The organism is Bacteroides sp. RTP31139st1_H2_RTP31139_211217 (assembly GCF_040227615.1).
Taxonomy (GTDB): domain Bacteria; phylum Bacteroidota; class Bacteroidia; order Bacteroidales; family Bacteroidaceae; genus Bacteroides; species Bacteroides uniformis.
Genome location: NZ_JBCNZM010000034.1, coordinates 12365 through 37926 on the forward strand (window position 1 = coordinate 12365; position 25562 = coordinate 37926).

The following is a 25562-nucleotide window of genomic DNA, read 5'->3' on the forward strand; positions in this document are numbered from 1 at the left end:
GAATACCGCAAGGGCCGATGCAATGATAATCCAGAAGTTTCCTCCCGTATCCGCTGCTTTCAGTATGGCCAGCACGATGGTAGGTATAAAGCCGATAATCTGCAAATAAGGTACTAGGTTTAAAGCGCCGATGAACAAGCCGAGTCCAATGGCCAGTGGGAAATCAATAATCAGAAAGCCTATACTGAACAGAATACCGACACACAATGCCACGAATGCTTGTCCGCGGAAGTATCTGTTCATGCCGTCTTTCACATCGTTCATTACATTGATTACGAAGGGCCGGTATTTCTGTGGTACCAGGTGGGTCCACCCTTCGGAAATGCTTTCGTAATCCAGCAATATGAAAACTATATAGAGAAGAATGAGGAAGAAAGTGAAGAAACTGAACAGCAGATTGACGGATTCTGACAACAAGGACCAGAGCCGGGGAACGGTTTCCTTGATGGCGTTCAGCATATTCTCTTCCTTGAACAATTGGGTGACAAACTGGGTGTCTATGTTCTCACGAAGGAATTCAGAGAGTGTTTTGGGCACATTGCCGTCGTGGGTTCCGTTGGAAAAGTAGTCTATTACCAAATCTTTTACCCTGACGAATTCGTCCATCATGGGAGGCACAAGCAGATAGAAGGCGGTTCCTCCTACAATCAGAATACTGAATAAGGCGCAGAAGATGGATATGACCCGGTTCTTGAGCCTTAATCTGTACTGGAAGAAGGTGACCAGGGGGTATATCAGATAGGCAATGAGCCATGCGATGAAGAATGGCAGCAATACGCCGCTTAGACGCTTGAAGAGCATAAGGATGCCGATAATAATGACACCGAGTATGACACCGCGGATAAAACTGTCGAATGTAATCTTTTTGCGTTCCATAATGCTCTGTTTTTTGTATTCGTTAATGACCGCTTTCCTTTTGGTCGGCTTGGATGGCTTGCTGATAGCACTCTCGGCATAGCGGTTCGTACTCTTCGGTTTCTCCCAGCAGTACTTGTTTGTCGTTCTTGACGGTACGGTGGGAGAACGAGGCAAGTTGACCACATTTCACACAGATGGCATGTACTTTGGAAACTTCGTCTGCAATGGCACACAGTCCCGGCATAGGGCCGAATGGAATACCGCGGAAGTCCATATCCAGTCCGGCTACAATGACGCGTATACCATTGTTGGCAAGCTGGTTGCATACATCAATCAGGCCGCTGTCAAAGAACTGGGCTTCGTCAATGCCCACTACATCTATCTCTGAAGTGAACAGCAGAATACTGGCAGATGAATCGATGGGAGTGGAGGCTATGGAATGACTGTCATGCGATACTACATCGGCTTCGGAATAACGGGTATCTATGGCAGGCTTGAATATCTCTACGCGTTGTTTGGCAAACTTTGCCCGTTTCAGTCTCCTTATCAGCTCTTCGGTTTTGCCGGAGAACATGGAACCGCAAATGACCTCAATTCTTCCCCTGCGTTTGGTTTCCTGTATATGATCTTCTGAGAATAATACCATGCTTTCGAGTGTTATATTTAAGCGCAAAAGTAACACTTTTGTTTGCTTTCCGATATTTTTTCATTATTTATTTCTACATTTGTAGCGTTAACACGGACTGTGTAAAGGATATGCAAACCCTATTAAACGACATAGAATTAGATATTCAGGAATTGAAATGTTTGATGCAGGCCATTTCAAGTGATGCCAATCCGACATTGAAGATTGTGGCAAAACGGAATATCCAGCAGATGAAGGCACGCTTGGAGGCGTTGCAAGAACTGCTTGAGGAGGCGCCAACGGCTGTTGTGTCGCCCCTGGAGGAACCCCCTGCTGTTACTACTCCTTTGACCGAATCGGTTTCTCCGGTCGAATCGGTTATTCCTGATACAGTGAAGATGGTATGTGAGGAACCGGAAACAGTTCCTATTTTGGCAGAACGCATCAAGCCTGCCAAGGATTTGAAACATGCCATCAGTCTGAACGATTCATTCCGTTTTGTCCGCGAACTGTTCGCAGGCGATGCTGCACGGATGAATGAAGTGGTACGACGTTTGGGTGAGGCCCCTTCTTTGGACAAGGCTATGGATATTTTCGTTTCGGAAGTGCAGCCGGATGAAGAGAATGAAGCCGCTGTCGATTTTATGGAACTCCTCAAAAAATATTTCAGCTAAACAACCGATAAGTATGGGAAAACTTTATGTAGTGCCTACCCCGGTAGGGAATTTGGAAGATATGACATTCCGTGCTATCCGGATTCTGAAAGAAGTGGATTTAATATTGGCTGAGGATACACGTACTTCCGGCATATTGCTGAAACACTTCGAAATAAAGAATGTGATGCAATCTCACCATAAATTTAATGAACATAAAACGGTTGAAAGTGTTGTTAATAGAATAAAGGGGGGAGAAACTGTAGCTTTGATTTCGGATGCAGGTACACCGGGTATATCCGACCCGGGCTTTCTGGTGGTCAGAGAGTGTGTGCGCAACGGCATCGAAGTGCAATGCCTGCCGGGAGCGACAGCTTTTGTGCCGGCATTAGTGGCTTCCGGATTGCCGAATGAGAAGTTCTGTTTTGAAGGTTTTCTTCCACAGAAGAAAGGAAGGATGACTCGCCTGAAGGCATTGGCCGGGGAGCGTCGTACCATGGTGTTCTATGAGTCTCCCCACAGATTGGTAAAAGCTTTGGCGCAGTTTACCGAACATTTCGGTGCCGGACGTCAGGCATCTGTTTCGCGGGAAATTTCAAAGGTGCACGAAGAAACGGTGCGTGGAACGCTTACAGAATTAATAGAACATTTCACGGCGAACGAACCGCGCGGTGAAATTGTGATTGTAGTAGCAGGAATAGACGATTAAATAACTTCATTAACCAAACGTAAAACGAAAGCGTATGAAAAAGTTAGCAGTTTTAATTGTATGCGCGGCTGTAATGGCTTCGTGTGACAGTTTCTCTGGTGGCAGTAAGAACCAGCTGAAAGCTGAAAATGATTCTTTATTGATGGAACTGACTCAGCGTAATGCTGAATTAGACGAGATGATGGGTACTTTCAATGATATTTCAGAGGGATTCCGCCAGATTAATGCGGCGGAGAGCCGTGTGGATTTGCAACGTGGCGCTGTGGCAGAAGGCTCTTTGAATGCCAAGCAGCAGATTGCGTCGGACATTGAATTTATCCGTAAACAGATGGAAGAGAACAAGGAGCAGATTGCCAAACTGCAATCTATGTTGAAGAACAGCAAAAACAACTCTGTTCAGTTGAAGAGAGCTGTAGAATCTTTGACTCAGGAGTTGGTGGCAAAGACTCAGCGTATTGAAGAATTGCAGGCTGAGCTGGCTTCCAAGAATATCCGTATCCAGGAACTGGATGCTGCCGTGACCGGCTTGTCTAGTGAGAAGGAGGAATTGACTGCCGAAAATGAGGCGAAGGCCAAAACCGTTGCCGAGCAAGATAAGGCACTTAACACAGCTTGGTTTGTGTTTGGCACAAAGAAGGAGCTGAAAGACCAGAAGATATTGACAAATACCGGGCTTTTCAAAAAAGGCCAGGTGCTGAAAGATTCTGATATCAACAAGGACTACTTTACACAAGTGGATATCCGTACGACAAAAGAGATTAAACTATACTCCAAAGATGCTGATATCTTGACCACTCATCCTGCTGGCTCTTATGCGTTGGAGAAAGATGATAAAGGACAGCTGACTTTGAAGATTACAAATCCGAAAGACTTCTGGAGTGTGTCCAAGTATTTGGTAATCCAAGTAAAATAACACTGTTATAAGATTGATACAGAACGGACGCAGGTTATTGGAATTGATAATCTGCGTCTATTTTTATATATACCTTTCCTTTAAGTTATGGCATCTCAATATAAAAACCTCTTTTTTGATCTGGACGATACGCTTTGGGCATTTTCCCTTAATGCACGTGATACATTCGAAGAAATGTATCACAAGTATGACTATGGTCGTTTCTTTCGCTCTTTCCTGCATTTCTATACTCTTTATCAGCATCGTAATACAGAACTCTGGGAAGAATACGGTAGAGGGCAGGTCAGTAAGGAAGAGTTGAACCGCCAGCGTTTCCTATATCCTCTGGAGGCAGTAGGGGCGAGGGATGTTGCTTTGGCTGAGGCTTTTTCTGATGATTTCTTTTCGGTCATTCCCACAAAAAATCGGCTGATGCCGCATGCTTATGAGGTGCTGGAATATTTGGCGGGGAAATATAACCTCTATATCCTTTCCAATGGTTTCCAAGAACTGCAATGTCATAAGATGCGTTCGGCAGGTATCGACCGCTTTTTTAAGAAGATTGTTCTCTCTGATGACATCGGTATCTTGAAGCCCTGGCCCGAAATCTTTCATTTTGCACTTTCTGCCACACAATCCGAGGTGCATGATTCTTTGATGATAGGCGATAGTTGGGAAAATGATGTGATAGGAGCCAAAGGAGTGGGTATGCACCAAGTGTTTTATAATGTAACCGGGAAGGAAGAACTGCCTTTTCAACCGACTTATCATATCAGTAATCTGAAAGAATTGATGCAGATTTTGTGACATTGAAATTTTTAATTGTACTTTTGTCTGCAGAAACGTATATTATACAGCTATGGACACAATCTTACCTTTCGCTCTACTTTGTTTTACCTCCTTCTTTACGTTGACAAACCCTCTCGGCACCATGCCGGTGTTTTTGACCATGACGCATGGAATGACGGACCGTGAACGGCAGTCGGTAGTATCGCGCGCCACTTTGGTTGCCTTTATTACGATTATGGTCTTTACGTTTGCGGGACAGTTCCTCTTTAAGTTCTTCGGTATCTCTACCAATGGTTTCCGTATTGCCGGTGGAGTTATTATCTTTAAGATTGGCTTCGATATGCTGCAAGCCCGTTATACTCCAATGAAGCTGAAAGACGAGGAAATCAAGACTTATGCCGATGATATTTCCATTACTCCTCTTGGAATTCCGATGCTTTGTGGTCCCGGTGCCATAGCCAATGCCATTGTGCTGATGCAGGATGCCCACACCATTCAGATGAAAGGAGTTCTTATAGGAATGATTGCCTTTATTTATCTGATTACCTTTTTCATATTGCGTGCTTCCACGCGGTTGGTCAAAATTTTGGGTGAGACGGGAAACAATGTGATGATGCGCCTAATGGGACTTATCCTGATGGTTATTGCCGTTGAGTGTTTTGTCAGCGGAGTGAAACCTATATTGGTGGATATATTGAAAGAAGGAGGCATACCATCACTGGCACACCTCCTCTAAACACTTTATTTATAAAAACACATTGGGAAAATTCCCAAGTTTCTTTAGGCTACTATTGATTAATAGCCTGGATTTTGTTCTATGTTCGGATTGGCATTGATTTCACCGACGGGAATCAACGGGAGCGCTTTCTTGGAGTCGCGGTTGAATGTACGCGCTTCTTCGCTCAATACGTCGTGCCATCCTCTGTCATTAACGTCCGTGTAGCGTGTAACGGTTTCACCTCGGCGCATAACATCGAAGTAGCGCTGTCCTTCACCTACAAGTTCCTTGCGGCGTTCGATGTAGATGCGGTCTAATGTGATGTTTCCGCTGGTTACTTGTTTGCTTTCATCCGTTGTGCGGTTGGAGATGATATCGTTCAGCAAGTTGGCAGCCTTGTTCTTGTCTCCGGCTTGGAAAGCTGCTTCTGCTGCTGACAAGTAAACTTCTGACAAGCGCAGCAATGGGACATTGGAGTAACGTACATCTCCGTTTACAGCAGGCATTTTGTTGATGTAAACTTTACGTTTGTCAAATCCTCCTGCTGCCGCTGCCAATAATATGTCGTTACGGATGTCTGCCGGGTCGGATGTAAGCATGTCAGAGAAGTCTTTTGTGACAATTACATCTCCATATCCGGGAGAAGCGCCAGCCTTGTCTGCATATAAGTAGGCAATACCTTCACGGTCTGTCCAGTCAGTATTGTTGTTGATGGAAATCTCGAACATGATTTCTTTTGAATGATTGGCATCACTTTTGCTCCATGCAGCAACATATTCTGACGGTTCCCAAAGTTTGTAAGACGAGTTTGATATGATGTCTTCAGCTACGGATAAAGCCTTGCTCCATTCGCCTTTTGTCATATATACACGTACCTGCAAGGCTTTGGCAGCCCAAAGGTTGACATAACCCACTTCATTGGTTTTGGGCAGTGCATTTGAGTTGATTGCATCTGTCAAATCCTTTTCAATAGCCTCATAACATTGGGCTACCGTGCTGCGGCTTGGCTTTTCTGTCGATTCCAGCGGGGAGGTAGCGATGGGCACACCGGGTGAGCTGCCTTGATCTACCGTATAAGGTTTACCGTAGATACGTGTAAGGTCAAACAGTGCCATGGCGCGCAGAACTTTTGCTTCTGCATCATATTGGTCAATAGTGGCTTTTGCCTCTGCCGCGTCGGTCAGGTTGCCACTTTCTGCTGCCTGAATCAGACGGTTGGCGCGTGCTATGACTACATAAGGCATCTGCCATACGGCTGTTGAGGTGGTGAAATTGTCGGCAGTTGTATATTCCATATAGTAGTAGAAGTTTGCTCTTCCACTTCCACCGTTATATTCATATTGGATATCTTCCCCTCTCATGTCACCGTATACGAACATGAGGCGTCCATAATAATTAATCAGGCTACTGTTACCTTTAACGGCAGCATAAAGTCCCGTCCGCACATTGGCCAAATCATCGCTGTTCTTGATTGCGGTTTCAGCATCTATTCCGTCTGCGGGTGACTGATCCAGCCAACTGTTGAGGCATGATGAAGTGCTGACTGCCATAGCTGCGCAAAGCGTTGCTGTGTATAATGTCTTTAATATTTTCATTTTCGTATCTTTATTAGTTAGAAATTCAATTCTATTCCGAATGTATATGTTCTCAATGCCGGAGTCTCAAATGTGCATAGTCCGTCTACACGCATTTCCGGATCTACAAATAAGTCTTTAGATTTCCATGTAAGCAGGTTGGACCCCGAGAAGTAAATTCTTGCCTTGCTAAGTCCAAGCTTGTTGATATAGTTTTGCGGAATGCTTACACCTAATGTGAGGTTCTTCAGACGTAGATAATCAGTAGGCATCAGCCAGCGTGAAGACAGTGAAGCTACGCTTCCATATTCAAATTTAGGCAATGTGGCATTCGTGTCGCCCGGGCCGGTCCACATCTTTGAGATGTCGTAGTATGTCGGTACGGCACCACCGTATAGATGTGAACCGCCATTGGAGTGCTGCCAAGTGGAGTAGTCAAAAGCATCACCACCCAATGAATAAGTGAAAGTGAAGCCCAAGTCGATAAACTTCCATTTGAGGTTGTTGGTAAGACCACCTTCTATACTAGCCTGATGCCTGCCTACAATAGTTTTGTTGGCTTCAGAGATATTTGTAGTTGTCTTGCGGGCATTCTCTGTTCCGTCATTCAGATAGAACATTTCTTTACCGGTCTCGGCGTCGACTCCGGCGTATTCATAAACATAGTATGAATAGTAAGGTTCGCCTACACGGTGAATCAGCGGTCCTGATACGATTTCATTCTGCTGGCCATCCAATTTGGTCAGTTTGTTGCTGTTGTGTGCCATGTTCAGAGAAGTGGTCCACGTGAAATCCTTGTTTCTGAAATTGGTTGATGTAATGGTCAACTCAAAACCGGAGTTCTTCAGTGAACCGATGTTTTGCGGGGTGGTATACCCATAATTGCCATCATAATATCCGCCGACTTGTGATACGGGGAGGTCATATATAAGGTCGCTGGTTTTACGCTGATAGTAGTCGAATGTTACAGAGATACGGTCGATGAATGAAAGGTCGAGACCGATATTCCATGTTTTGTTCTTTTCCCATTTCAGGTCCGGGTTTGCAATTCCGACGATGGACATTCCTGACTGTCCATTGTATATGATTCCGTATTTATAAAGATTCATATAAGCGTAATAGTCTGATGGTTGCGTTCCGTTTACACCGTATGACACACGGAGCTTTCCATCTGTCAATACATTCTTGACAGGATTCAGGAAACTTTCGTCTATGAATCTCCATGCTCCGGAAACCGACCAGAAACTTCCCCAACGGTTTTCTCTTGCCAGACGTGAACTTCCGTCGGTACGATAGCTGAGACCGAGATAATATCTGTCTGCGTAGTTATAATTGGCACGTCCGAGGAACGAAGTCATGCGATAGCTCTGTCTGTTGGTTTCGGCACTTGTTGAACCGGCATTTGTCAATTCGTACAAATCACCCGGATAGTCTTGGCCTGCCATGTAGTTGAAAGCATATTCCGTATCTTGTGTTTCAAAACCAAGCAGGGCGTCAATATTGTGCAGACCGAAAGAGTTGATGTAAGAGAGCTGGGTTTGTGTATTCAGCTGGTCATTACGATTGACGATACGCTGCATGACACCACCGGGGGCACCATTGTTTGAGTGTCTGTCCCAAAGAACGTCATTGGTTCCTTGTGCGTAATCATAAGCAATCTTTTCACTTAAATTCAACTTGTCCCAAATATTGTAGGTCAACTTGATTGTATTGAATGCCTTCATCAGGGTATAAACGTCAGAGCTGTGTTCTCTTTCATACAAAGGATTGACTCCAAATACGCCGCAACCATTGTTTAATGTGCCGTCTTCATTATAAGGGGTTGATGAGGGGCTTTGGAAGAATGCGTAATTGGCCACAGGTCCATCATAGGAGGTAGCTTCATTAGTTTTGTTTTGTCTTACTTTTGAGAATTGGCTTGTAACCTGAACTTCAAAGTCTCCAAACTTATGAGTGAGGTTTGCATTACCAGTGAAACGTTCCAGACCTTGTTTGTAAATGATACCTTCCTGATTGGTATAAGCAGCTGAGGTGTAGAACTTGGTACGGTCGTTACCGCCAGATACGCTCAACTGGTAGTTCTGATGAGAACCGTTACGGAAAAGCAGGTCTTTCCAATCCGTCCATCCGGTCGAGGGTTTTGAAGCAAAATCCTCGATGTTCTGGTCTGCAAAAGTTGCGGCATCTGCATCGGACATGTTTCCGGTGTATAACCCGTAATTCTTGAGACCGGTCCATAAGAGTTCGCGGCGCGAGTCACCGTCGAGCATAGGACGATAATCTATTGCCATGTTTGAGAAACCCCAGTCGGAACGGAAACTTACATTTGTTTTGCCTTGTTTTCCGCTTTTCGTCGTAATGACCACAACACCGTTAGCAGCACGCGAGCCGTAAAGAGAGGCAGCAGCCGCATCTTTGATAACTGTGATAGACTCGATGTCATTGGTATTGAGTGAAGACAAAATATCAGTTCCTGCATCACTATAAGTGAACTCGGATAAGTCTCCACTTGTGACCGGTGTTCCGTCAATAACATAAAGCGGATTGTTTCCGGCATTGATGGAACCCATACCACGTACACGGATACTGCTTACAGAACCCGGATTACTTGAACTTGAGCCAAAAGTAACACCAGCGACATTACCAGAAAGTTTGTCGGCAACAGAAAGAACAGGTACATCTTCCAAGGTGGAAGTGTTTACAGTAGAAGCAGCTCCGGTAAACGATGCTTTCTTAAATGTACCGTAACCGGTAACTACAACCTCTTCAAGCAGCTCAGAATCGGATTTCAAAATTACCTTTACATGAGGTTTAATCGTTACTTCTTGGGTTTGCATACCAACAAACGAAATCACCAGAGTTTTCGCGGAACTACAATATGTGTATCTTGTTGGTAATAAAGGAGGTACAATAATTCAAGAAAGTTTCAAAAGGAAGTGTTCCCCTTTGGGAGATACTCTATACATGTTCACTATACATGACAATCTACTTATATGATACTATTTGTAATAGTAATGTGCTGATTTATAATAGTCTGATTCTGTACTAATATGTTATAATCATAACGTTAGGATTTCTTTTTTTTAAGAATGAATGCTTATGTCAACATCTATCGTTTAGTTGTTTTTTGTCAATTATTTACTTGTATTGTTTGTTACATCCATGAAAACGTAAAGCATTATATAAAATATTATTGAAATTATAAAGGTTACATAGATACCATCTTACCCATTTATCCATTTTATGCATAGAACACTATGCAATTGTCCTTATTTTAAATGGAGATATCCGTTTGTTTATTCCAAATACAAAAGTAATTGAAGTAAAGAACTCTGTAACTGCGAAAAACTACTATTGGAAGTATGTCAAAAATGTAAACCTGCCCTTTTCGGATGGAAAAACGATTGTTCAGTCAAGGTTTAGTTCTTTAATTCCCCAAAGATTTATGTAGTAAACAATGTTTTTGGTTTCTTGTTTGGGATTATATTTTTCTGATGAGGAATACCTATTATGAGAAAATATAGTCTACATGAAATTACGTCGCTTGGGTGGAGATATTTTTATCATAATCAGGAAATGCAGAATATGCTTTTGTGACCCACTCTAGCTCTCATATCGTGCGGGCAATCCAGGTTTGCTGCTTATTGAAGAAAGGATACTCCTATTGTTTCAGTTCTTCTCCATAAAGTTTACGCAGCATGATACGTGCAGGTACACTTTTAATTTCTCCATTGGGCAAGCCTTGTATAATGCATTCATTGCGCAATGCTTTTTCTTCAAGCATACGGCGTTCGGCTAATGCCAAACCGAAATGTAACTTTTCGCTCAGTTCTTTTCTTTCATTCTCTGACATAACTTTGTATTTTATTAAATCGTTCAATATGATGTATATGCATCTCCATCCCCCGTCCGCCTTCAGCAACAATAATACGGGGTGTCTCGCTATTATCTGCCAATAGCCAATAGTCCACACAGGGCATATAAATATTGAAAAAGTTATTGATACCTGCTTGATAACGCCGAATCACAACCTCTTTGGGAATGTCGTGCCCACCATTACGTACACGTTGGGCTACACGCTGAATAGCCAAGTCGGGCGAACTCAACCAGAAATATATTAAATTGACTTTATATCCTTGCTCTTGCGCACGATGGACAAGGCGGGTGTAAGTTCTTGTGGCAAGTGTGGTTTCTATAGAAAAGTTTTGTTGATTTCTCAGCAATTCATTAATCCTTTGTAACATCAACCGTCCGGCTTCAATAGCCATACTTTCGGGATTGAAAGGAGATAATCCACGAGCTATTTCATCTGCATTAACAAACTCCTTGCATTCCAGAACATCCGGTAGCACAGTGTAAGATGCCGTAGTCTTACCAGCACCATTACAACCACTAATGATGTAGAGCTGTTTTTTAGAATCCATATTCATGCATTTATCTAATTGCAAACATACGACATTTTTATAAGATTATGGATAATTGATAGTTATTGTTTTTTAAAAGTTGATTGTTCCGCAGGTATGAGAAGTACAGGACTCTTTTGAGAACTCCACATTTCTCACATATCATCTATCCTTATTTTCTTCTTGATGAAATATCTGTTTACCAAAGTACGTTTTACGAATTGAGGTGGAGCAAAGTACTTGCCTTTCCCACTTGCGCTATATAGATAGCCCTCCCCTCTAGTGATCATTGATGAATACCAAATGGCAGGCAAATATCCTGAGAATAGTGTGGAAACGCTTTTATTGTTCTCCTCTAATAACAGAGGGAATGCTTTATAGCATCCCCTCTCTCAAAAAACACTTTATTTATAGAATAATTCCGGTAGAATTATTTTCCTCCAAGATTCAACTCATCGTTGTAATCAGTTTCATTCAAAGGTACATCCCATGTCCATTTGTTGACACCGGAGGCAGGAATGGTTTTTGCAACGGAAATGTGAGCATTACCACCTTCGGCAAAACTGTGACGGACTATGTCGCGGTTCCATCTCTTGTAGTCGCTCCATGCAAAACCTTCACCCCAGAGTTCCAATTCGCGATAGTCCATAATTTCATTCCAAAGAGCTTCGCCACTCTTGTCGCAAGTGTATTCAGGATTACGTCCGGAAGTGGCATTCAGTTCTACCAGTGCGGCACGAGCAGCAGTCTCGTCATTCAAGAAATAATTAGCCTCTGCCTCTACCAATACCATTTCCGATGAACGGATGAAAGGCAGGTAGCTGACGCCCGGAGTGTCGAATACATAAAACTTCAGTTGTCCCCCCAGATACATATAACCAGCCTGATAAGGAGCTTCCAGGCCACTGACCGCCATTTTCTGGCAATAGGCAGCTGCTTCTTCCCAAAGAGCATCTGCTTTTTTCTCATCATCTCCCATTCCAAGAATGCCGTAGCCTAAATCCATGGCTGAACCGTCATTGAAGTTATAGCCGGGGAATTTGTCTTCGGTTAGGAACAGTGCCTTACGAGCATCGTTGTTGGGAATGCGATTAATCAGTTCACGACCGATAGAGCCTGCACCGTTTGCCGCCCCTGCCGCATTGGCATAATATCCGTTGCATGCATACTGAGTACCATAACTCCAATACCAGTTATTCTCTTGTGCACTACCAAAGCTTCCGAAAATCCATTCACTGGTTGGATTACAGAACCCTGCATGATATTCTGCATTGCTCATGAGTGGGTAGTTCTGGCGAGCCAGCTTAGCTTCAGTCAATGCTTTGGTATAATCTTGCTTGGTAAGAGCGGCACGGGCGTAGATGGCATGTGCCACATTGATGTTCGGCATCCATACTTGTGAGGCATTACGGTCCATACCGCTTTGCTCAAACAGCATGATGGCTTCGTCCAAATCTTTATAAATCTGTGCATACGTTTCAGCTAATGTGGCATAACCTTGTCCACCGGTAGATTCGTCCAAACGAAGTACTATCCCCTGCGAAGCGCCATTGTTGGAATCTTGCCAGCGCCAGCAATAATAGTGTACCAGTTTTTCGAAAGCGTATGCACGAAAAGTCAGTGCAGATGCCTTGACAAAATTCCTTTCCGCTTCCGTACCTTCGGCATTGTCTATATTGGCAAGAATGGTGTTGGCATTACCTGCTATGGTATAATAGTAATACCATGCGTAAGCATCGTAAATGGAGTTAGTACGTGTGTGGAACTCTTGATTGAAGATAGGAGACCATCCGGATGCGTAATAATTGTAATTGTAATTTTCACTCGGGTAGCTTTCGTACTGAATCATTATGTTGTTCTCACCAGCAAATCCACCTCCAAAATAGGAGTGTTGTGTTGTCATGATTTTGGCGATACCGTTCAATGCCTTCATGGCATTGGCCGTGGTACCTACGGCATCGGTTGCTCCGGTTGAGTCAGTAGGTGCTGTATCCAGATAGTCACCGGCGCAAGAAGACACCAGCATCATACCTGCCAATAGGCTTCCTGCGAACAATTTATTGATAATCTTTTTCATTTCTAATACAAATTATATGGTTATACCTTTAGAATTTCACAGTCAGTCCGAAGTTATAAACACGGGCTGTCACATACGTATCGTCCGAACCTCCGTTGAAGGAATACTGCGGATTCAATCCTTTGCGTGAAGTCAATGTAAAAAGGTTCTCTACACCGGCAGTCAGCGAAAGGCCTTCTATACCTACACTTTTTAGCCAACGCTTGGGCAAGCTGTAGGAGAGATTCAGGTTCTTGAATACGAAGTAAGAAGAGCTTGTCAGCCAACGGTCACTGGTGGCATTCAGGTCGGACGATTTGTAAAAGTCGGCGCGCGGAGTTCCATTCGGATCAATGCGATTGGCAGAAGTTTCTGTCATTCCCGCAGGAACTTCTTTCCAAGAATTCAGGATGTCCTTGTGGTAAGCGCTGCCGGCAGCACCGGATTCAGACACACCCATCAAGCTGGCATAGCTACCATCGTATGTTTTACCGCCTAAAGAATAAGTAAACAGCATGTTCAAATCCCAGTTTTTCCAAGAAAGAGCTGAGCTGATAGAACCGTAAACCGTAGGAAGTGCGCTGCCGGCCCAGTCACGTTTGGCGTATGAAGTCGCGGTAGCATAGTCCGTACCGTTGATGGTAGTCAATGCACCGGCTTCTTGGGCGGCGGCTTTCTTGTCCGGATCCAGTGTATAGAGAGAAGTACCGGTCATCTGGTCCACACCTTCGAAGTGGTAAGTGTACCATTCGTAGATGGAGTGTCCTTCGGAGTAGTTTTGCATACCATGCAAGATGTCCTTTCCATCGGGCAGTTTCACGATTTTATTCTTCAGGAAAGTAGCGTCTACGCCGATGTTCCATTTCCAGTCATTGTTGTTGATGACATCGGCATTCAAAGAGATTTCCCAGCCACGGTTGGACACGGTACCGATATTCTTGTATTGCGTCAGGTTCATCGGGGCAGTATCATCGACCCAAGGATAAGAACCGGCAGAAAGCGGTAGGCGTACCTCAAACAGCAGGTCTTTGGAACGTTTGTCGAAATAGCCTATTTGGAAGTTCAGACGGTTGAACAGACGCCCCTCTACGGCAACATCCACCGTCTGTGTAGTTTCCCACTTGATGTCCGGTGCTGAAAGTGATTGTTTTACCAAAGCGGCTTCACCACCGTTCTTGTCAATGGTATAAAGAGCCATGTGACCATAAAGGCTTACGCCCATATTGTTACCGACTTCACCATAGGACGCGCGCAACTTCAAGGCATCCACCCAATCTACATCTTGCAAGAAAGCTTCTTGTTTCATGTTCCAGCTGGCACCAACAGAATAGAAGTTACCCCAGCGATTGTCCTTGTGGAAGCGTGAGGAACCATCACGACGGAACGAACCTTCTACGAAATAACGGTTGTCATAATTATACTTTACGCGTGCCAGATAAGACTCCGTCTTGTCCTCATCATCACTTCCGGAAAAATAAGAGTTGTTAAGGAAATTACCCATAGTAAGGTTTCCGTCTACAGCCATACCGGTGTTCATTCCGGAAGTGTACTTGCGCTCCCAACTATAGTTCTCGTGAGCCACCATAGCTTCCACGTTGTGTACCTGATTAAATTGATAGTTCCAGCTCAGAATTTCCTGCAAGGTTACAGTCTTGTATTGGTAGGCATAACTTGTCAAACGACCGCCATTCGTAGCACCGTCTCCAATTTCGGGATTGTCATATTTCTTATTGTTCGAAGTGCTGTTGTTCAGGTCACCTTTTACAGTTAATGAAAGTCCATATGGCAACGAGATGGTGGCAAAAGCTTGTCCGCCCAATACGTTGCGCACACTTTCCTGCTTATTATACAACATTTCGTAAGCGATGTTGCGGTTACTCAGATAAGATGAAGTGGTGTCATAAATTTTGTTACCATCGGCATCCAGTTGGTATGTACCGTCGGCATTGTGCATAAACAACGGATAGACCGGAGCCATATAACGAGTAATGTAGAACGGATTGGCGTAATAGTTGCCACTGGCATTACTGTTATAGTCACGCTTGGTCCACGAGCCAGTCAAGTTCACGCCACCCTTGAACCACTTGTTAGGTGTATAAGTAGTGTTGATACGGCCGGAGAAACGTTCGTAACCTGTGGCTTTTACATATCCTTTCTCATTCAAGTAGCCTATGGAAGAATACACGTTGTATTTCTCTCCCGAAGTGGCGGCGGAAAGATTGTATTCCTGACGGTGTCCCGTGCGTTCGATGGCATTCTGCCAGTCCAAGTCGTCATAGCCAGCCAGGCGAGTGGCAATCAGTTTTCCGTTATTGTCAAACAACTTATCACCAGCGGCATTGTAGATATTACGACCGATAGATTCACTAACCACGTGTCCCGTGGCATATGCGGCAGCATCGCTTGCCGACATGCCGGCATTGCTCATCATGGCATTCTTCTTGGCCATCCAGGTAGCTTCCATCCAGCGGTCTGCATCCAGACGGTCGTACTCGGGAATACCTCTGTTATACATACCTTGATTCATTTGCAGCGTAATACTCGGTTTATGAGTGTTTCGTCCGCTCTTGGTTGTAATGATGACAACACCGTTGGCAGCACGGTTACCGTATAATGCAGCCGAAGCAGCATCTTTCAAGATGGACATGCTTTCAATATCATTAGAGTTTAGTTCGGCCATGTTTCCATCGAAAGGGACTCCGTCCACTACATACAGAGGATCTGAAGCACCTGAAACCAATGTACCAAAACCACGGATACGGATGCTGGGGGCAGAACCGGGTTCACCATATGTATTGTTCACTTGTACACCCGGTGCGGCACCTTCAAGTGCACCGGTTACGCTGGTTGTGATGCGCTTCTCTATTTTCTTATTGTCAACCACCGAGATAGAACCGGTCAACGATTCTTTTTTAGCAGTACCGTATGCCACTACCACAACCTCATCCAAAGCTTCTGCATTGCTTCTCATTGTCACCTTTACACTCGGCTTAATCGCCACTTCCTGCGTCTGCATACCAATATAAGAAATCACCAAAGTTTTCGCGGAACTACAATAAGTGTATATTGCTAAAAAACAATTGTTTACGTTTGCTATAGAACAGAGTTTATTCTATTGTATATTATCTATAAAGGTATATGGCAAAGGGAGGTAAGTGGCTCGAAGTACCCATTTCATACCGTTTTGAATAATTAAAAGCTGATAATGAGCGCGTTATTGTAACATTTCATTCTACTCTTTTAATTGGTGATGTACTAATTAACCCAATAAATGTTTTTTATTCAAGAATAACGATAGATTATATAGAGGAATTTATCTTGAAAGATAAATTTTATCCATAAAAGTTCCAAAATATTTTTTTGTTGAGAAATATTTGCTTTACATATGTTATTTATAATTGATGAATATATAATATATACGGCAAGATTCAATTATAATTGAAATATTTTATATCTTTGTATATAAACTAAATCATGTTTGAATATGAAAAATTATATCTCCCGCCCTTTATACATAAGGAGAATTGAACCGTTTATTGATAAAAGTATAATAAAAGTAATAACCGGCCAACGTAGGATAGGTAAAAGCTACATTCTTTTGCAGATATCAGATATCATAAAGAAAAACATACCGGAAGCCAATATCATTTTTGTAGATAAAGAGCAACTTGCCTTCACGGAAATTAGGAACTACATGGATCTTTATCAATATGTTTTAAAGAAGGTTACTGGGCATAATCATAACTATCTTTTTGTAGATGAAATCCAAGAGATTGAAGAATTCCAATTGTGTCTGCGGAGTTTATTGAACGAAAATAAATGCGATATCTATTGCACCGGAAGTAATGCTAAAATGCTGTCCAGTGAACTTGCTACTCAATTGGCAGGAAGATATATAGAATTTCCCATTCATTCACTTAGCTACGGGGAATTCTTAACTTTCAATCAATGTCAAGATTCCACCGAAAGTTTAAAACTCTATCTTACATTCGGAGGTATGCCATACATTCATAATCTAACAATGGACAAGAATGTCATATTCGAGTATTTGAGAAATGTTTACTCTACTATCCTACTAAAAGATGTGGTTGCCCGTGAATCAATCCGGAATGTATCTTTTTTGGAGAATCTCGTAGCTTATCTGATAGATAATACCGGTTCTCTTTTTTCTGCCCAGAATATTAGTAAATATTTAAAGTCGCAACACGTCAACATTCCTACGCAGACAATTCTGAACTATCTAAAGGCACTGTGCAATAGTTTCTTTATTTACAAAATTCAACGAGCTGAAATCCAAGGGATGAAAATCTTTGAGATTGGTGAGAAATATTATTTTGAAGATTTAGGATTACATAATTCCATACAGCATTTCGATTTTCGAAAAGACATCAACAAGTTAATGGGAAATGTAGTATGCATTGATTTGTTAAGATATGGATATGAAGTATATGTCGGAAAGAGTGGCAATAAGGAAATTGATTTCATTGCTTCCAAGGACGACCATAAAGTCTATATCCAAGTAGCATATATGCTTCCCGATGATGCAACTGTTAGGCGAGAATTTGGCAATCTTTTGGAAATAGCAGACAATTACCCCAAATATGTAGTTACAATGGATGAAATGCAAAGCGGGGGAAATTACAAAGGAATTAAACAGATTTCACTGCGAAACTTTTTGTTGGCAGAGGATAAAGAAAGATTGTAAATCTATAATTTAATTTCCAATATGAGAAGAGTAAATCAACAGATTTCCTCTGACAGATTATATGAAACAAAGTTGGAGAATCGATACAAAAGCATTGTGATATTTGCATTATAATAAGATTATAATTTTTTTTGTATAAAGCATTCACTTTATGGAGAAGAATACCCTTTCATAACCAATGGATATATATCCGCTGAATATTTTTGTGACCGTGTAGCTGAAACCGGAACATTAACCCGTTATATCACAAATGGTAACAATGTAGCTTTAATATCTTCTCGTCGTTTAGGAAAGACGGGCTTAATAGAACATTGTTTTCATCAAAAAACATATCGAAAAGGAATATTATATTTTCTTGATTGATATATATGCGACTAAGAATCTTCAAGAGTTTGTTTTTGAGCTTGGCAAAGGAATTATGAATGGTCTGAAACCACGAGGTAGAAAAGCGTGGGATTTGTTTTTAAGTTGCTTATCATCGCTTCGGGCGGGAATTTCATTTGATTTTGCAGGAAATCCCGGTTGGAATTTGGAGATGGGAGATATAAAAACTCCTTCTATTACTTTGGATGAAATTTTTTATTATTTGGAGAAGGCCGACAAGCCCTGCCTGGTGGCTATTGACGAATTTCAAGCTATTGCCAAATATCCGGAAAAAATATTGAAGCTGTATTGCGTACCCATATTCAGCATTGCGCAAATGCAAGATTTATTTATGCAGGTTCCCAACGGCATATGATGGGCGAAATATTCACAAGTCCAGCACGCCCTTTCTATCAAAGTACAGCCATCATGGAATTACATCCAATAGACATAGGAACTTACACAAAGTTTATTAGGAAACATTTCCTCATAGCCAATAAAGACATTACAGAAGAAACTGTTCAGAACGTATATGAACGTTTTGAGGGCATTACATGGTATATTCAATTCATCTCCAACTCATTGTATGCAATGACAGCTACAGGTGAAATTTGTACGGCAGACAAAGTGAGCATAGCGATCGAAAACATTTAGTCTCAGTTGAATTTTACTTATTCCTCTCTTCTTTATCAACTTCCTCCCAAACAAAAGGAGGTATTGTTTGCCATTTGCAAAGAAGGAAAAGCAAGGGAAATAACTTCTTCCAGATTCTTGAAAACCTATAAATTGACAGCCAGCTCAGTACAAGGAGCTATAAAAGGATTGTTGGACAAGGATTTTGTTACTTGTGAACTTGGAGAATACAAGGTTTACGATAAATTCTTTGAAATATGGTTATTGAAGCAGTCTAAATAAGATTGATATGTCAGTGCATCTGGGTAGTGTAAAATAAACTGTGTCACGCATTATTTATCTCTAGAAAACTCATCGGTCGGGGAACGGCCCGCGCCAAGGGGCGGGACCACCCGTCCCGACGAGCGTAAAATTACAATAATTTAAACCGGTTTCCAAACTTTATAGCCAGTTGTTGCGAGATGGTAGCCCAATTGGCCAGTGGCATGGTCCATTTCTTACGTATATTGCGGTATGCAAGATAAACAAGTTTCTCAAGGGCTGTATCCGATGGGAACACGCCCTTGTTTTTTGTTACCTTGCGGATCTGACGGTGATACCCCTCAACGGTATTTGTGGTATAGATAAGCTTACGGATGACCGGAGTATACTGGAAGTATTCGGACAGCTTATCCCAGTTGTCCTGCCAGGATCTGATAACGACAGGATACTGTTCACCCCATTTTTCATCCAGCTTGAGGAGCTCATTTTCTGCGGATTCCTTATTGACTGCCTGATAGACACATTTCAAATCCCTTAAGAACTCCTTCTGATTCTTGGATCCTACATACTTGATGGAGTTACGTATCTGATGTACTACACAAAGCTGTACGGCTGTATTAGGATAAACGCTTTGAATGGCTTCAGGAAACCCCTTCAGACCGTCTATACAGGCAATGAGAATATCCTCAACTCCACGGTTCTGAAGGTCTGTCAACACGCTGAGCCAGAAGTTTGCTCCCTCATTCCTTGATATATACATTCCAAGTAACTCCTTGTGTCCCTCCCTGTCAATGCTCAGTACATTATAGATTGCACGGGTTACCGCGCAGCCACGTTCATCCGTTACTTTGTAATGAATGGCATCCATCCAGACTATAGGATAAACAGAATCAAGCATCCGTGATTTCCATGCTTTTATCTCCGGAAGTACACGGTCTGTGATGGAACTGATTGTGTCGGCCGAAACACGATTCCCAAGATTTTCTTCCATCCAGTCACTGATTTCCCTTGTGCTGTTTCCCATTGCATACAAGCCAATTATACGGTCAGCAACACCTTCTGCCAGAATAGTCTCACGCTTCTTGATAAACTGGGGATCAAAACTCGAATTACGGTCACGGGGAGTGGAAACGGTTACTTCGCCCAAGGGAGTCTGAACCTGCTTTTGCATCTTTCCGTTACGACGGTTACCCATCTGGCGTTCTTCTTCTGTCAAATGTGCATCCATCTCTCCTTCCAGGGCTGCATTCAATATACTTTCCAATAGTGGGGCAAAGGCGCCGTCCTTACCCAACAAAGGCTTGCCGGCTTTCAGCTGTTCAATGGCCTTGTTCTTGATACTCTCGAAATCAAATTCTTCTTTCATAAAAAAAACTGTGTTAGCAAAGTTAATACTTTATTCCTTGCTGACACAGTTTAATTTACATCCTCTGCATCTGCAATGATTTGTGTTGCCCTCTTTATACAACAAGAACCAGATTTCGTTATATTAAAAAAGGAGAGTATTCTAAATTTAGATACTCTCCCTCTTTTATTCATCTGATTTGCACAATCTAATGTGGCACTTTATCATTTCTGCAAATTGGGATTATTCGTTACTTCACGCTCTGGAATTTCAAAGATCAATCTGGAGTCATCGTATGAGATTGTTTCACCAGTCAATGCGTAGTTGTTGTCACCACGTACCATTGATTTGTGGAAACGTTTCAAGGTAAGTAAACCTCGTCCTTCGGCCCACATTTCTACACGCCAGTTGTAGTATATGTTTTCCAGTAATTGATCAGCATTCATATTGTCCACTTCTGCAGCCGTGGCCTGATCCCGCTGTTCTAATAGAGCCTTCAATGCTGCTTTTGCCTCGGGCAGATGATTTGCCCGTGCATTGGCTTCAGCATTTATCAGGTACATCTCTTCAACTCGCATGTAAACAATATCATTTGTCCATGTACGGTCTCCCATTGCTTTTCTTCCGGCATCATAAAATTTATACCAGCTAATCAATACAGACGGATGAAACCACTGTTTACGAGTATCTGTTTCAGGTATTTCATTATACAGATTATGGTCTATCATTTTATAATCACCTGCAGAACAGTAGCTATAAGTGAAATAATCTACCTGTCCCCAGAATGTGGGCAAACCTCCGGTGTTATCTTTGGTAATATCAAATGCCCACATCCATGAACCGATATTGATACTCCGGAATCCAGATTCGATAATTTCAGTTTCACTCATCAAAGGATATCCTGAGTTATTGATAATATCAGAAGTTAATGCAGCAGCATTCTCATATTCACCTTTGGTCAAATAAACATAGGCAAGTATTCCTTTAGCTGTCCATTGGTCGATTTGGTCCTTAGTGCCGTTGGGACGACCAATACCTGCTGATTCCAACTCTTCCAAAATATTTATTGATTCCTTCAAGTCGATAATAACCCGTTCATACACTTCCTCCACTGTGGAGAGTCCTAATGTCTCTGCTGTGGTTTGAGAACGGTAAAGAGGTATGGCCTTAGCATTTTTATCAATATCGTAAGGTTTTGCATATAAATTCACCAAATTGAAATACGAATGAGCCCTCAAAGCTTTTGCTTGTGCATAATAATTTTGGTTATCCTCATTAGCCGGTACACTTTCATCTCCTCCTACAGTGTCAAATATTTCATTGCAGGCCTTGATGATGCGGTAATAATACCTCCACAGCATGTAGGTTCTATTTTTTGTGGTAGTATTACACTGCAATCTAGCTGCATCGCTAAACCAGCCGTAGGTTTCTCCGCTCATTGCCAGATCCCCACTCATTAAATCTGTGGCAATATCAATGGATTTTTGTCCGAAATCGTCGTGATTCGTCGTACCGCCTGTCTGCCAGGCAAATGTTGTGGAATACGTACCTAATGCCTGACCTAACATGATATTAGGATTCCACACTGCATTTTCTTTTATCTGGTCAGATGAAATATATCCATTTGGATCTTCCTCCAGAAAAGATTCTTTACAGCCAGAAAGCACCAAGGCTACTAATGCAGAACAAGCTGCTATTTTATATATTACATTTCTCATATTCAAATGATTTTATTGTTAGAACTGAATCTTAATACCTCCCATAATAGTACTCAATGGAGCATACTGACTTCTGTCAGAGCCTCCGGAATCCTCATTAGGATCTGTACTGACGGTATTTCCTGCCATTGAGACAAATCCCTTACGAGCCGAAATGAACATCAGGTTGTCACCGGAAACATAAACCGACAAGGAACCAATGTTCATTCTATTCATCCATTTTTTAGGGAATGTGTAGGATAATCTTACATTGGATAAATTCAAATAAGAACGACTGGTAATGAACCGAGTAGAAGATGCATTTGTATATTCATCATATCCGGAAGTTAAACGTGGCACGTCTGTTATATCACCCGGCTTTTGCCAACGATTTTCAATGTCATTATGCCAGTTTCCACTACCAGGTGTATTGTTAGACATTAATGTAGCATATACACCGTCGTAAGCATATCCTCCTAAGCTATAGGAGAAAGTCGTATTTAATTCGAAACCTTTAACAGCTAAATCAAAACCGAATCCCCCTTGTAAAGTCGGAATACCTGATTTCCTGACATATTTCTTAGTTGCGTTGTTATAATCGGAGGTCTTTTCTACTTCCAAACGCTCTATCTTATTGTTTTGCTGGTAAGTTACCATATCTGTAATCAAGTCCTTGCTTCCATCGGCTTTTACATTATAGTATGAGTTGTATAATGCCATACCGGTTTCTGGATCTACACCGGCATATTCTCTTATATAGAAATCATACAGAGAATGTCCTTTCGACCATCCGTAAGCACCTTGTATCTCCAATGGCTTTTCTTTTCCTGTGGTATCATCCATAGGCATCTGGGTCATTTTATTCTTATAATGTCCACCATTAACACGTAAATCAAGACTTATATCATTCGTTTTCACAAGATGTGCCACCAAAGAAAATTCGAGACCCTTATTGACCATTTTACCGTCATTGACGGGGTATTGTGCATATCCCAGCGATGGAGATACTTGCTTTAGGAACAACATATCTTTGGTAGTCTTATTGTAGTATTCCACTTCACCTTCCAAAATATCGGCTATATTAAACTCGATACCAGTATTCCATGTTTCGCTGCGTTCCCATGTCAAATCAGGATTACCTTTATATTTAAAGCTAAAACTGATTTCATCATTCAGGTTACCGATCGTATACAAATCATTGTAAGGATAATAACCTGCAATGGTAGGATTGGTGATAAAGTCTTGGTTACCCAACACACCCCAACTTAACTTGTATTTCAAATTCTTCAACCAGCTCACGTCTTTCATGAAATTTTCGTTAGTGATGGCCCAGGCGGCGCCGATAGAACCGAATGTTCCCCATTTCTGCCCTTTGGCAAAACGTGATGAACCATCACGTCTTAATGTTCCATGAAAGAAATATTTATCGTTATAATCATATCTAATTTGTCCGAAGTAGCTTTCCATGTCAAACCCGTAGGTTTGAGAATCCATATAGTCCATAATTACAGCATTAGACCATTCTGTATTGTTAGGACGAACAATCTTTGATTTCTGGCCATAGTTGTCAGATGACTTGTAGAATGTAGATTCATGCGCAACGAATGCATCGAGATTGTGCACACCAAAACTTTTCTTCCATGACAATATCTGGTTTGACGTGAAGCTGAAGAATGTACTCATGTTTTTGAAAATACGTCCTAACCCCTCTGCATCACCATAATATGGATTTGTCAATTCATTGTTTTTTGTACCAAGATATTGCAATCCAAAGTTTACCGTTCCTTTGAAGTCTTTCAAGAAAGTTGCTTCAAACATGGCATTTCCGTTGAATGAATGAGACTGGTACTCATTCTTGTCCAATTGAATCGCTCCGGCTGGATTTACGCCTGAAGCGTAAGGACGTCCATAACCTTCAGCCATACCATAATCATACAGATATCCTCCGACCACATTATCCTTTATTTTATTGCCATCTGCATCACGTTGGAATACCGGAAATATGGAAGGCATAAAATTAATGAATTGGAAACCATTGTTCATGTTGTCACCTTGACCGGGCTTATTCAGTTCCATATAGCTATAAGCCATATTAACATTTGATTTCAACCATGAGGTGATGTCTTGAGACAGATTGGAACGGGCATTAAAACGTTCAAAATCCGAACCTATATAGTATCCTTCATCTTTCAAGTAACCGAAAGAGGTATAATGTGATAACTTGTCGCTACCTCCTGATATCTTAACATTGGCTTCTACTTTTTCTCCTGTACGGAAAATATAATCTTCCCATTTCTCCGGAGTAAATTTGCGGACTACACCTGCCTTCATTCTTCCAGTAACAGGATCTATCAGATTTTTACCTTCAGCCTTCCACATATTATATACGGGGGCAATACCGTAATCTGCATCAAAAAGGTCTTCGCTTGCATATTGTTTGGCAGTAGCTTCATCCTTAGGATTGTTCGCGCGGTACATATATTTGTTTTTAATACCTTCCCATGTCAGTTCAAGAAACCTTTCAGGATTTTCCATCGTGTCATAAAGAGGAATTATACGGGTGTTGATACCATATTTTACATTTGCCTCAACCTGCGTTTTTCCTTTTTTACCTCTTTTGGTGGTCAGCAAAATTACTCCATTGGCAGCTCTTGAACCATATAGAGCTGTTGCTGTTGCGTCCTTCAATACGGTAGTTGACTCTATGTCTGAAGGATCAATTCCACTTAAATCTGAACCAAAGGGGATTCCATCCACTACATACAGCGGAGCACGGCTTGAATTTACAGAACCTAAACCGCGAATTCTGATGCTTGCATTTGAGCCGGGTTGTCCACTAGTTGAAATAACTTGTACACCTGCTACTTCACCGGTTAGCGCTTTAGATAATTCGGACGGATTTTTGTTAGCAATACGGTCTCCTTTAATTTCAGTAGCGGAACCTGTGAAGGATCTTTTTGTAGCAGTACCATAGGCAACAACTACAACTTCATCCAAAAGTTCAGTATCACTCTGCATGACAACCCGTACATGCGGCTTAATTGTAACCTCTTGAGTCTGCATGCCGATGTACGAAATTACCAGAGTTTTCGCGGAACTACATTATGTCTATATTGTTGATAATAAGCAATATAAAATAAATAAAAAGAGCTCCTGAAATAAAGTATTCCTCTAGAGAAGATACTCTATACATATCCACTGTAAATGACAATCTACTTATATGATACTATTTGTAATGGTAATATCCTGATTTGAAGGTGTTTAATTCTGTACTGATGTGC

General features: G+C 42.0%; 16 protein-coding genes and 2 pseudogenes (1 of these 18 cut by a window edge). 7 read left to right on the forward strand and 11 right to left on the reverse strand.

What is annotated here, in order from left to right; all coding sequences use genetic code 11:
* Together ABUA47_RS07860 and ABUA47_RS07865 are read right to left on the reverse strand one after the other, a co-directional pair.
* A pseudogene (locus ABUA47_RS07860) lies at positions 1 to 876 on the reverse strand (AI-2E family transporter) (it extends 277 nt beyond the left edge of the window).
* 22 nt (positions 877 to 898) lie between these two features.
* The gene (locus ABUA47_RS07865; protein ID WP_005828444.1) at positions 899 to 1504 is read right to left on the reverse strand and encodes a thymidine kinase; all 606 of its coding nucleotides are present in this window, start codon (positions 1502 to 1504) and stop codon (positions 899 to 901) included.
* 110 nt (positions 1505 to 1614) lie between these two features.
* On the opposite strand from ABUA47_RS07865, the gene ABUA47_RS07870 reads away from it, so the two are divergent.
* The 5 genes from ABUA47_RS07870 to ABUA47_RS07890 all read left to right on the forward strand — a co-directional run bounded on the left by ABUA47_RS07870 (position 1615) and on the right by ABUA47_RS07890 (position 5262).
* Positions 1615 to 2157, forward strand: a complete 543-nt coding sequence (locus ABUA47_RS07870; protein ID WP_005828442.1) for a hypothetical protein — start codon at positions 1615 to 1617, stop codon at positions 2155 to 2157.
* A gap of 13 nt (positions 2158 to 2170) precedes the next feature.
* Positions 2171 to 2845, forward strand: a complete 675-nt coding sequence (rsmI, locus tag ABUA47_RS07875; RefSeq protein WP_005828441.1) for a 16S rRNA (cytidine(1402)-2'-O)-methyltransferase — start codon at positions 2171 to 2173, stop codon at positions 2843 to 2845.
* Positions 2846 to 2879: 34 nt separating this feature from the next.
* Positions 2880 to 3758 (forward strand): hypothetical protein, encoded by an 879-nt coding sequence (locus tag ABUA47_RS07880; RefSeq protein WP_005828438.1) that lies wholly within the window; start codon positions 2880 to 2882, stop codon positions 3756 to 3758.
* Between the two features lie 87 nt (positions 3759 to 3845).
* Positions 3846 to 4544, forward strand: a complete 699-nt coding sequence (locus tag ABUA47_RS07885) for a YjjG family noncanonical pyrimidine nucleotidase (protein ID WP_008665786.1) — start codon at positions 3846 to 3848, stop codon at positions 4542 to 4544.
* Positions 4545 to 4596: 52 nt separating this feature from the next.
* On the forward strand, positions 4597 to 5262 hold the full coding sequence (locus ABUA47_RS07890) for a MarC family protein (RefSeq protein ID WP_008665785.1): 666 nt from the start codon (positions 4597 to 4599) through the stop codon (positions 5260 to 5262).
* 59 nt (positions 5263 to 5321) lie between these two features.
* Here ABUA47_RS07890 and ABUA47_RS07895 read toward each other — a convergent pair whose 3' ends face one another.
* The 6 genes from ABUA47_RS07895 to ABUA47_RS07920 form a co-directional block, all read right to left on the reverse strand.
* A complete protein-coding gene (locus ABUA47_RS07895) occupies positions 5322 to 6839 on the reverse strand; it encodes a RagB/SusD family nutrient uptake outer membrane protein (RefSeq protein WP_008665784.1) in 1518 nt (505 codons plus the stop codon).
* A 17-nt stretch (positions 6840 to 6856) separates the two neighbouring features.
* Positions 6857 to 9676, reverse strand: coding sequence for a SusC/RagA family TonB-linked outer membrane protein (locus ABUA47_RS07900; RefSeq protein ID WP_227741095.1), 2820 nt, complete (start codon positions 9674 to 9676; stop codon positions 6857 to 6859).
* An 803-nt stretch (positions 9677 to 10479) separates the two neighbouring features.
* Complete coding sequence (locus ABUA47_RS07905) at positions 10480 to 10671, reverse strand: hypothetical protein (RefSeq protein WP_005835040.1); 192 nt, start codon at positions 10669 to 10671, stop codon at positions 10480 to 10482.
* Positions 10658 to 11242: a zeta toxin family protein gene (locus tag ABUA47_RS07910; RefSeq protein WP_034523328.1), complete on the reverse strand. Its 585-nt coding sequence runs from the start codon at positions 11240 to 11242 to the stop codon at positions 10658 to 10660. Before ABUA47_RS07910 ends, ABUA47_RS07905 begins: the two co-directional genes overlap by 14 nt.
* Before the next feature lie 409 nt (positions 11243 to 11651).
* A complete protein-coding gene (locus tag ABUA47_RS07915) occupies positions 11652 to 13298 on the reverse strand; it encodes a RagB/SusD family nutrient uptake outer membrane protein (RefSeq protein ID WP_005835044.1) in 1647 nt (548 codons plus the stop codon).
* A gap of 28 nt (positions 13299 to 13326) precedes the next feature.
* Positions 13327 to 16344 carry a SusC/RagA family TonB-linked outer membrane protein gene (locus tag ABUA47_RS07920; protein WP_259297572.1) on the reverse strand — a complete coding sequence of 1006 codons (3018 nt, stop codon included), beginning with the start codon at positions 16342 to 16344 and terminating at the stop codon, positions 13327 to 13329.
* 417 nt (positions 16345 to 16761) lie between these two features.
* Between ABUA47_RS07920 and ABUA47_RS07925 the strand changes: the two genes are divergently transcribed.
* Positions 16762 to 17982, forward strand: coding sequence for an ATP-binding protein (locus ABUA47_RS07925; RefSeq protein ID WP_195325713.1), 1221 nt, complete (start codon positions 16762 to 16764; stop codon positions 17980 to 17982).
* A gap of 135 nt (positions 17983 to 18117) precedes the next feature.
* Positions 18118 to 19260, forward strand: a pseudogene (locus ABUA47_RS07930) (AAA family ATPase).
* A gap of 130 nt (positions 19261 to 19390) precedes the next feature.
* On the opposite strand, the gene ABUA47_RS07935 reads toward ABUA47_RS07930, so the two are convergent.
* The 3 genes from ABUA47_RS07935 to ABUA47_RS07945 all read right to left on the reverse strand — a co-directional run bounded on the left by ABUA47_RS07935 (position 19391) and on the right by ABUA47_RS07945 (position 25365).
* Positions 19391 to 20605, reverse strand: a complete 1215-nt coding sequence (locus ABUA47_RS07935) for an IS256 family transposase (RefSeq protein WP_005837038.1) — start codon at positions 20603 to 20605, stop codon at positions 19391 to 19393.
* Between the two features lie 203 nt (positions 20606 to 20808).
* Positions 20809 to 22302 carry a RagB/SusD family nutrient uptake outer membrane protein gene (locus ABUA47_RS07940; RefSeq protein WP_005828414.1) on the reverse strand — a complete coding sequence of 498 codons (1494 nt, stop codon included), beginning with the start codon at positions 22300 to 22302 and terminating at the stop codon, positions 20809 to 20811.
* 18 nt (positions 22303 to 22320) lie between these two features.
* The gene (locus ABUA47_RS07945; RefSeq protein WP_081106173.1) at positions 22321 to 25365 is read right to left on the reverse strand and encodes a SusC/RagA family TonB-linked outer membrane protein; all 3045 of its coding nucleotides are present in this window, start codon (positions 25363 to 25365) and stop codon (positions 22321 to 22323) included.
* Positions 25366 to 25562: the final 197 nt, after the last annotated feature.

Excerpts from the sequence above, each read along its gene's own strand:
- ABUA47_RS07865 (WP_005828444.1), bottom strand. The coding sequence starts at position 1,504 with ATGGTATTATTCTCAGAAGATCATATACAGGAAACCAAACGCAGGGGA.
- ABUA47_RS07910 (WP_034523328.1), bottom strand. The coding sequence starts at position 11,242 with ATGGATTCTAAAAAACAGCTCTACATCATTAGTGGTTGTAATGGTGCT.
- rsmI (WP_005828441.1), top strand. The coding sequence starts at position 2,171 with ATGGGAAAACTTTATGTAGTGCCTACCCCGGTAGGGAATTTGGAAGAT.
- ABUA47_RS07890 (WP_008665785.1), top strand. The coding sequence starts at position 4,597 with ATGGACACAATCTTACCTTTCGCTCTACTTTGTTTTACCTCCTTCTTT.
- ABUA47_RS07935 (WP_005837038.1), bottom strand. The coding sequence starts at position 20,605 with ATGAAAGAAGAATTTGATTTCGAGAGTATCAAGAACAAGGCCATTGAA.
- ABUA47_RS07905 (WP_005835040.1), bottom strand. The coding sequence starts at position 10,671 with ATGTCAGAGAATGAAAGAAAAGAACTGAGCGAAAAGTTACATTTCGGT.
- ABUA47_RS07885 (WP_008665786.1), top strand. The coding sequence starts at position 3,846 with ATGGCATCTCAATATAAAAACCTCTTTTTTGATCTGGACGATACGCTT.
- ABUA47_RS07895 (WP_008665784.1), bottom strand. The coding sequence starts at position 6,839 with ATGAAAATATTAAAGACATTATACACAGCAACGCTTTGCGCAGCTATG.
- ABUA47_RS07870 (WP_005828442.1), top strand. The coding sequence starts at position 1,615 with ATGCAAACCCTATTAAACGACATAGAATTAGATATTCAGGAATTGAAA.
- ABUA47_RS07915 (WP_005835044.1), bottom strand. The coding sequence starts at position 13,298 with ATGAAAAAGATTATCAATAAATTGTTCGCAGGAAGCCTATTGGCAGGT.
- ABUA47_RS07940 (WP_005828414.1), bottom strand. The coding sequence starts at position 22,302 with ATGAGAAATGTAATATATAAAATAGCAGCTTGTTCTGCATTAGTAGCC.
- ABUA47_RS07880 (WP_005828438.1), top strand. The coding sequence starts at position 2,880 with ATGAAAAAGTTAGCAGTTTTAATTGTATGCGCGGCTGTAATGGCTTCG.
- ABUA47_RS07925 (WP_195325713.1), top strand. The coding sequence starts at position 16,762 with ATGAAAAATTATATCTCCCGCCCTTTATACATAAGGAGAATTGAACCG.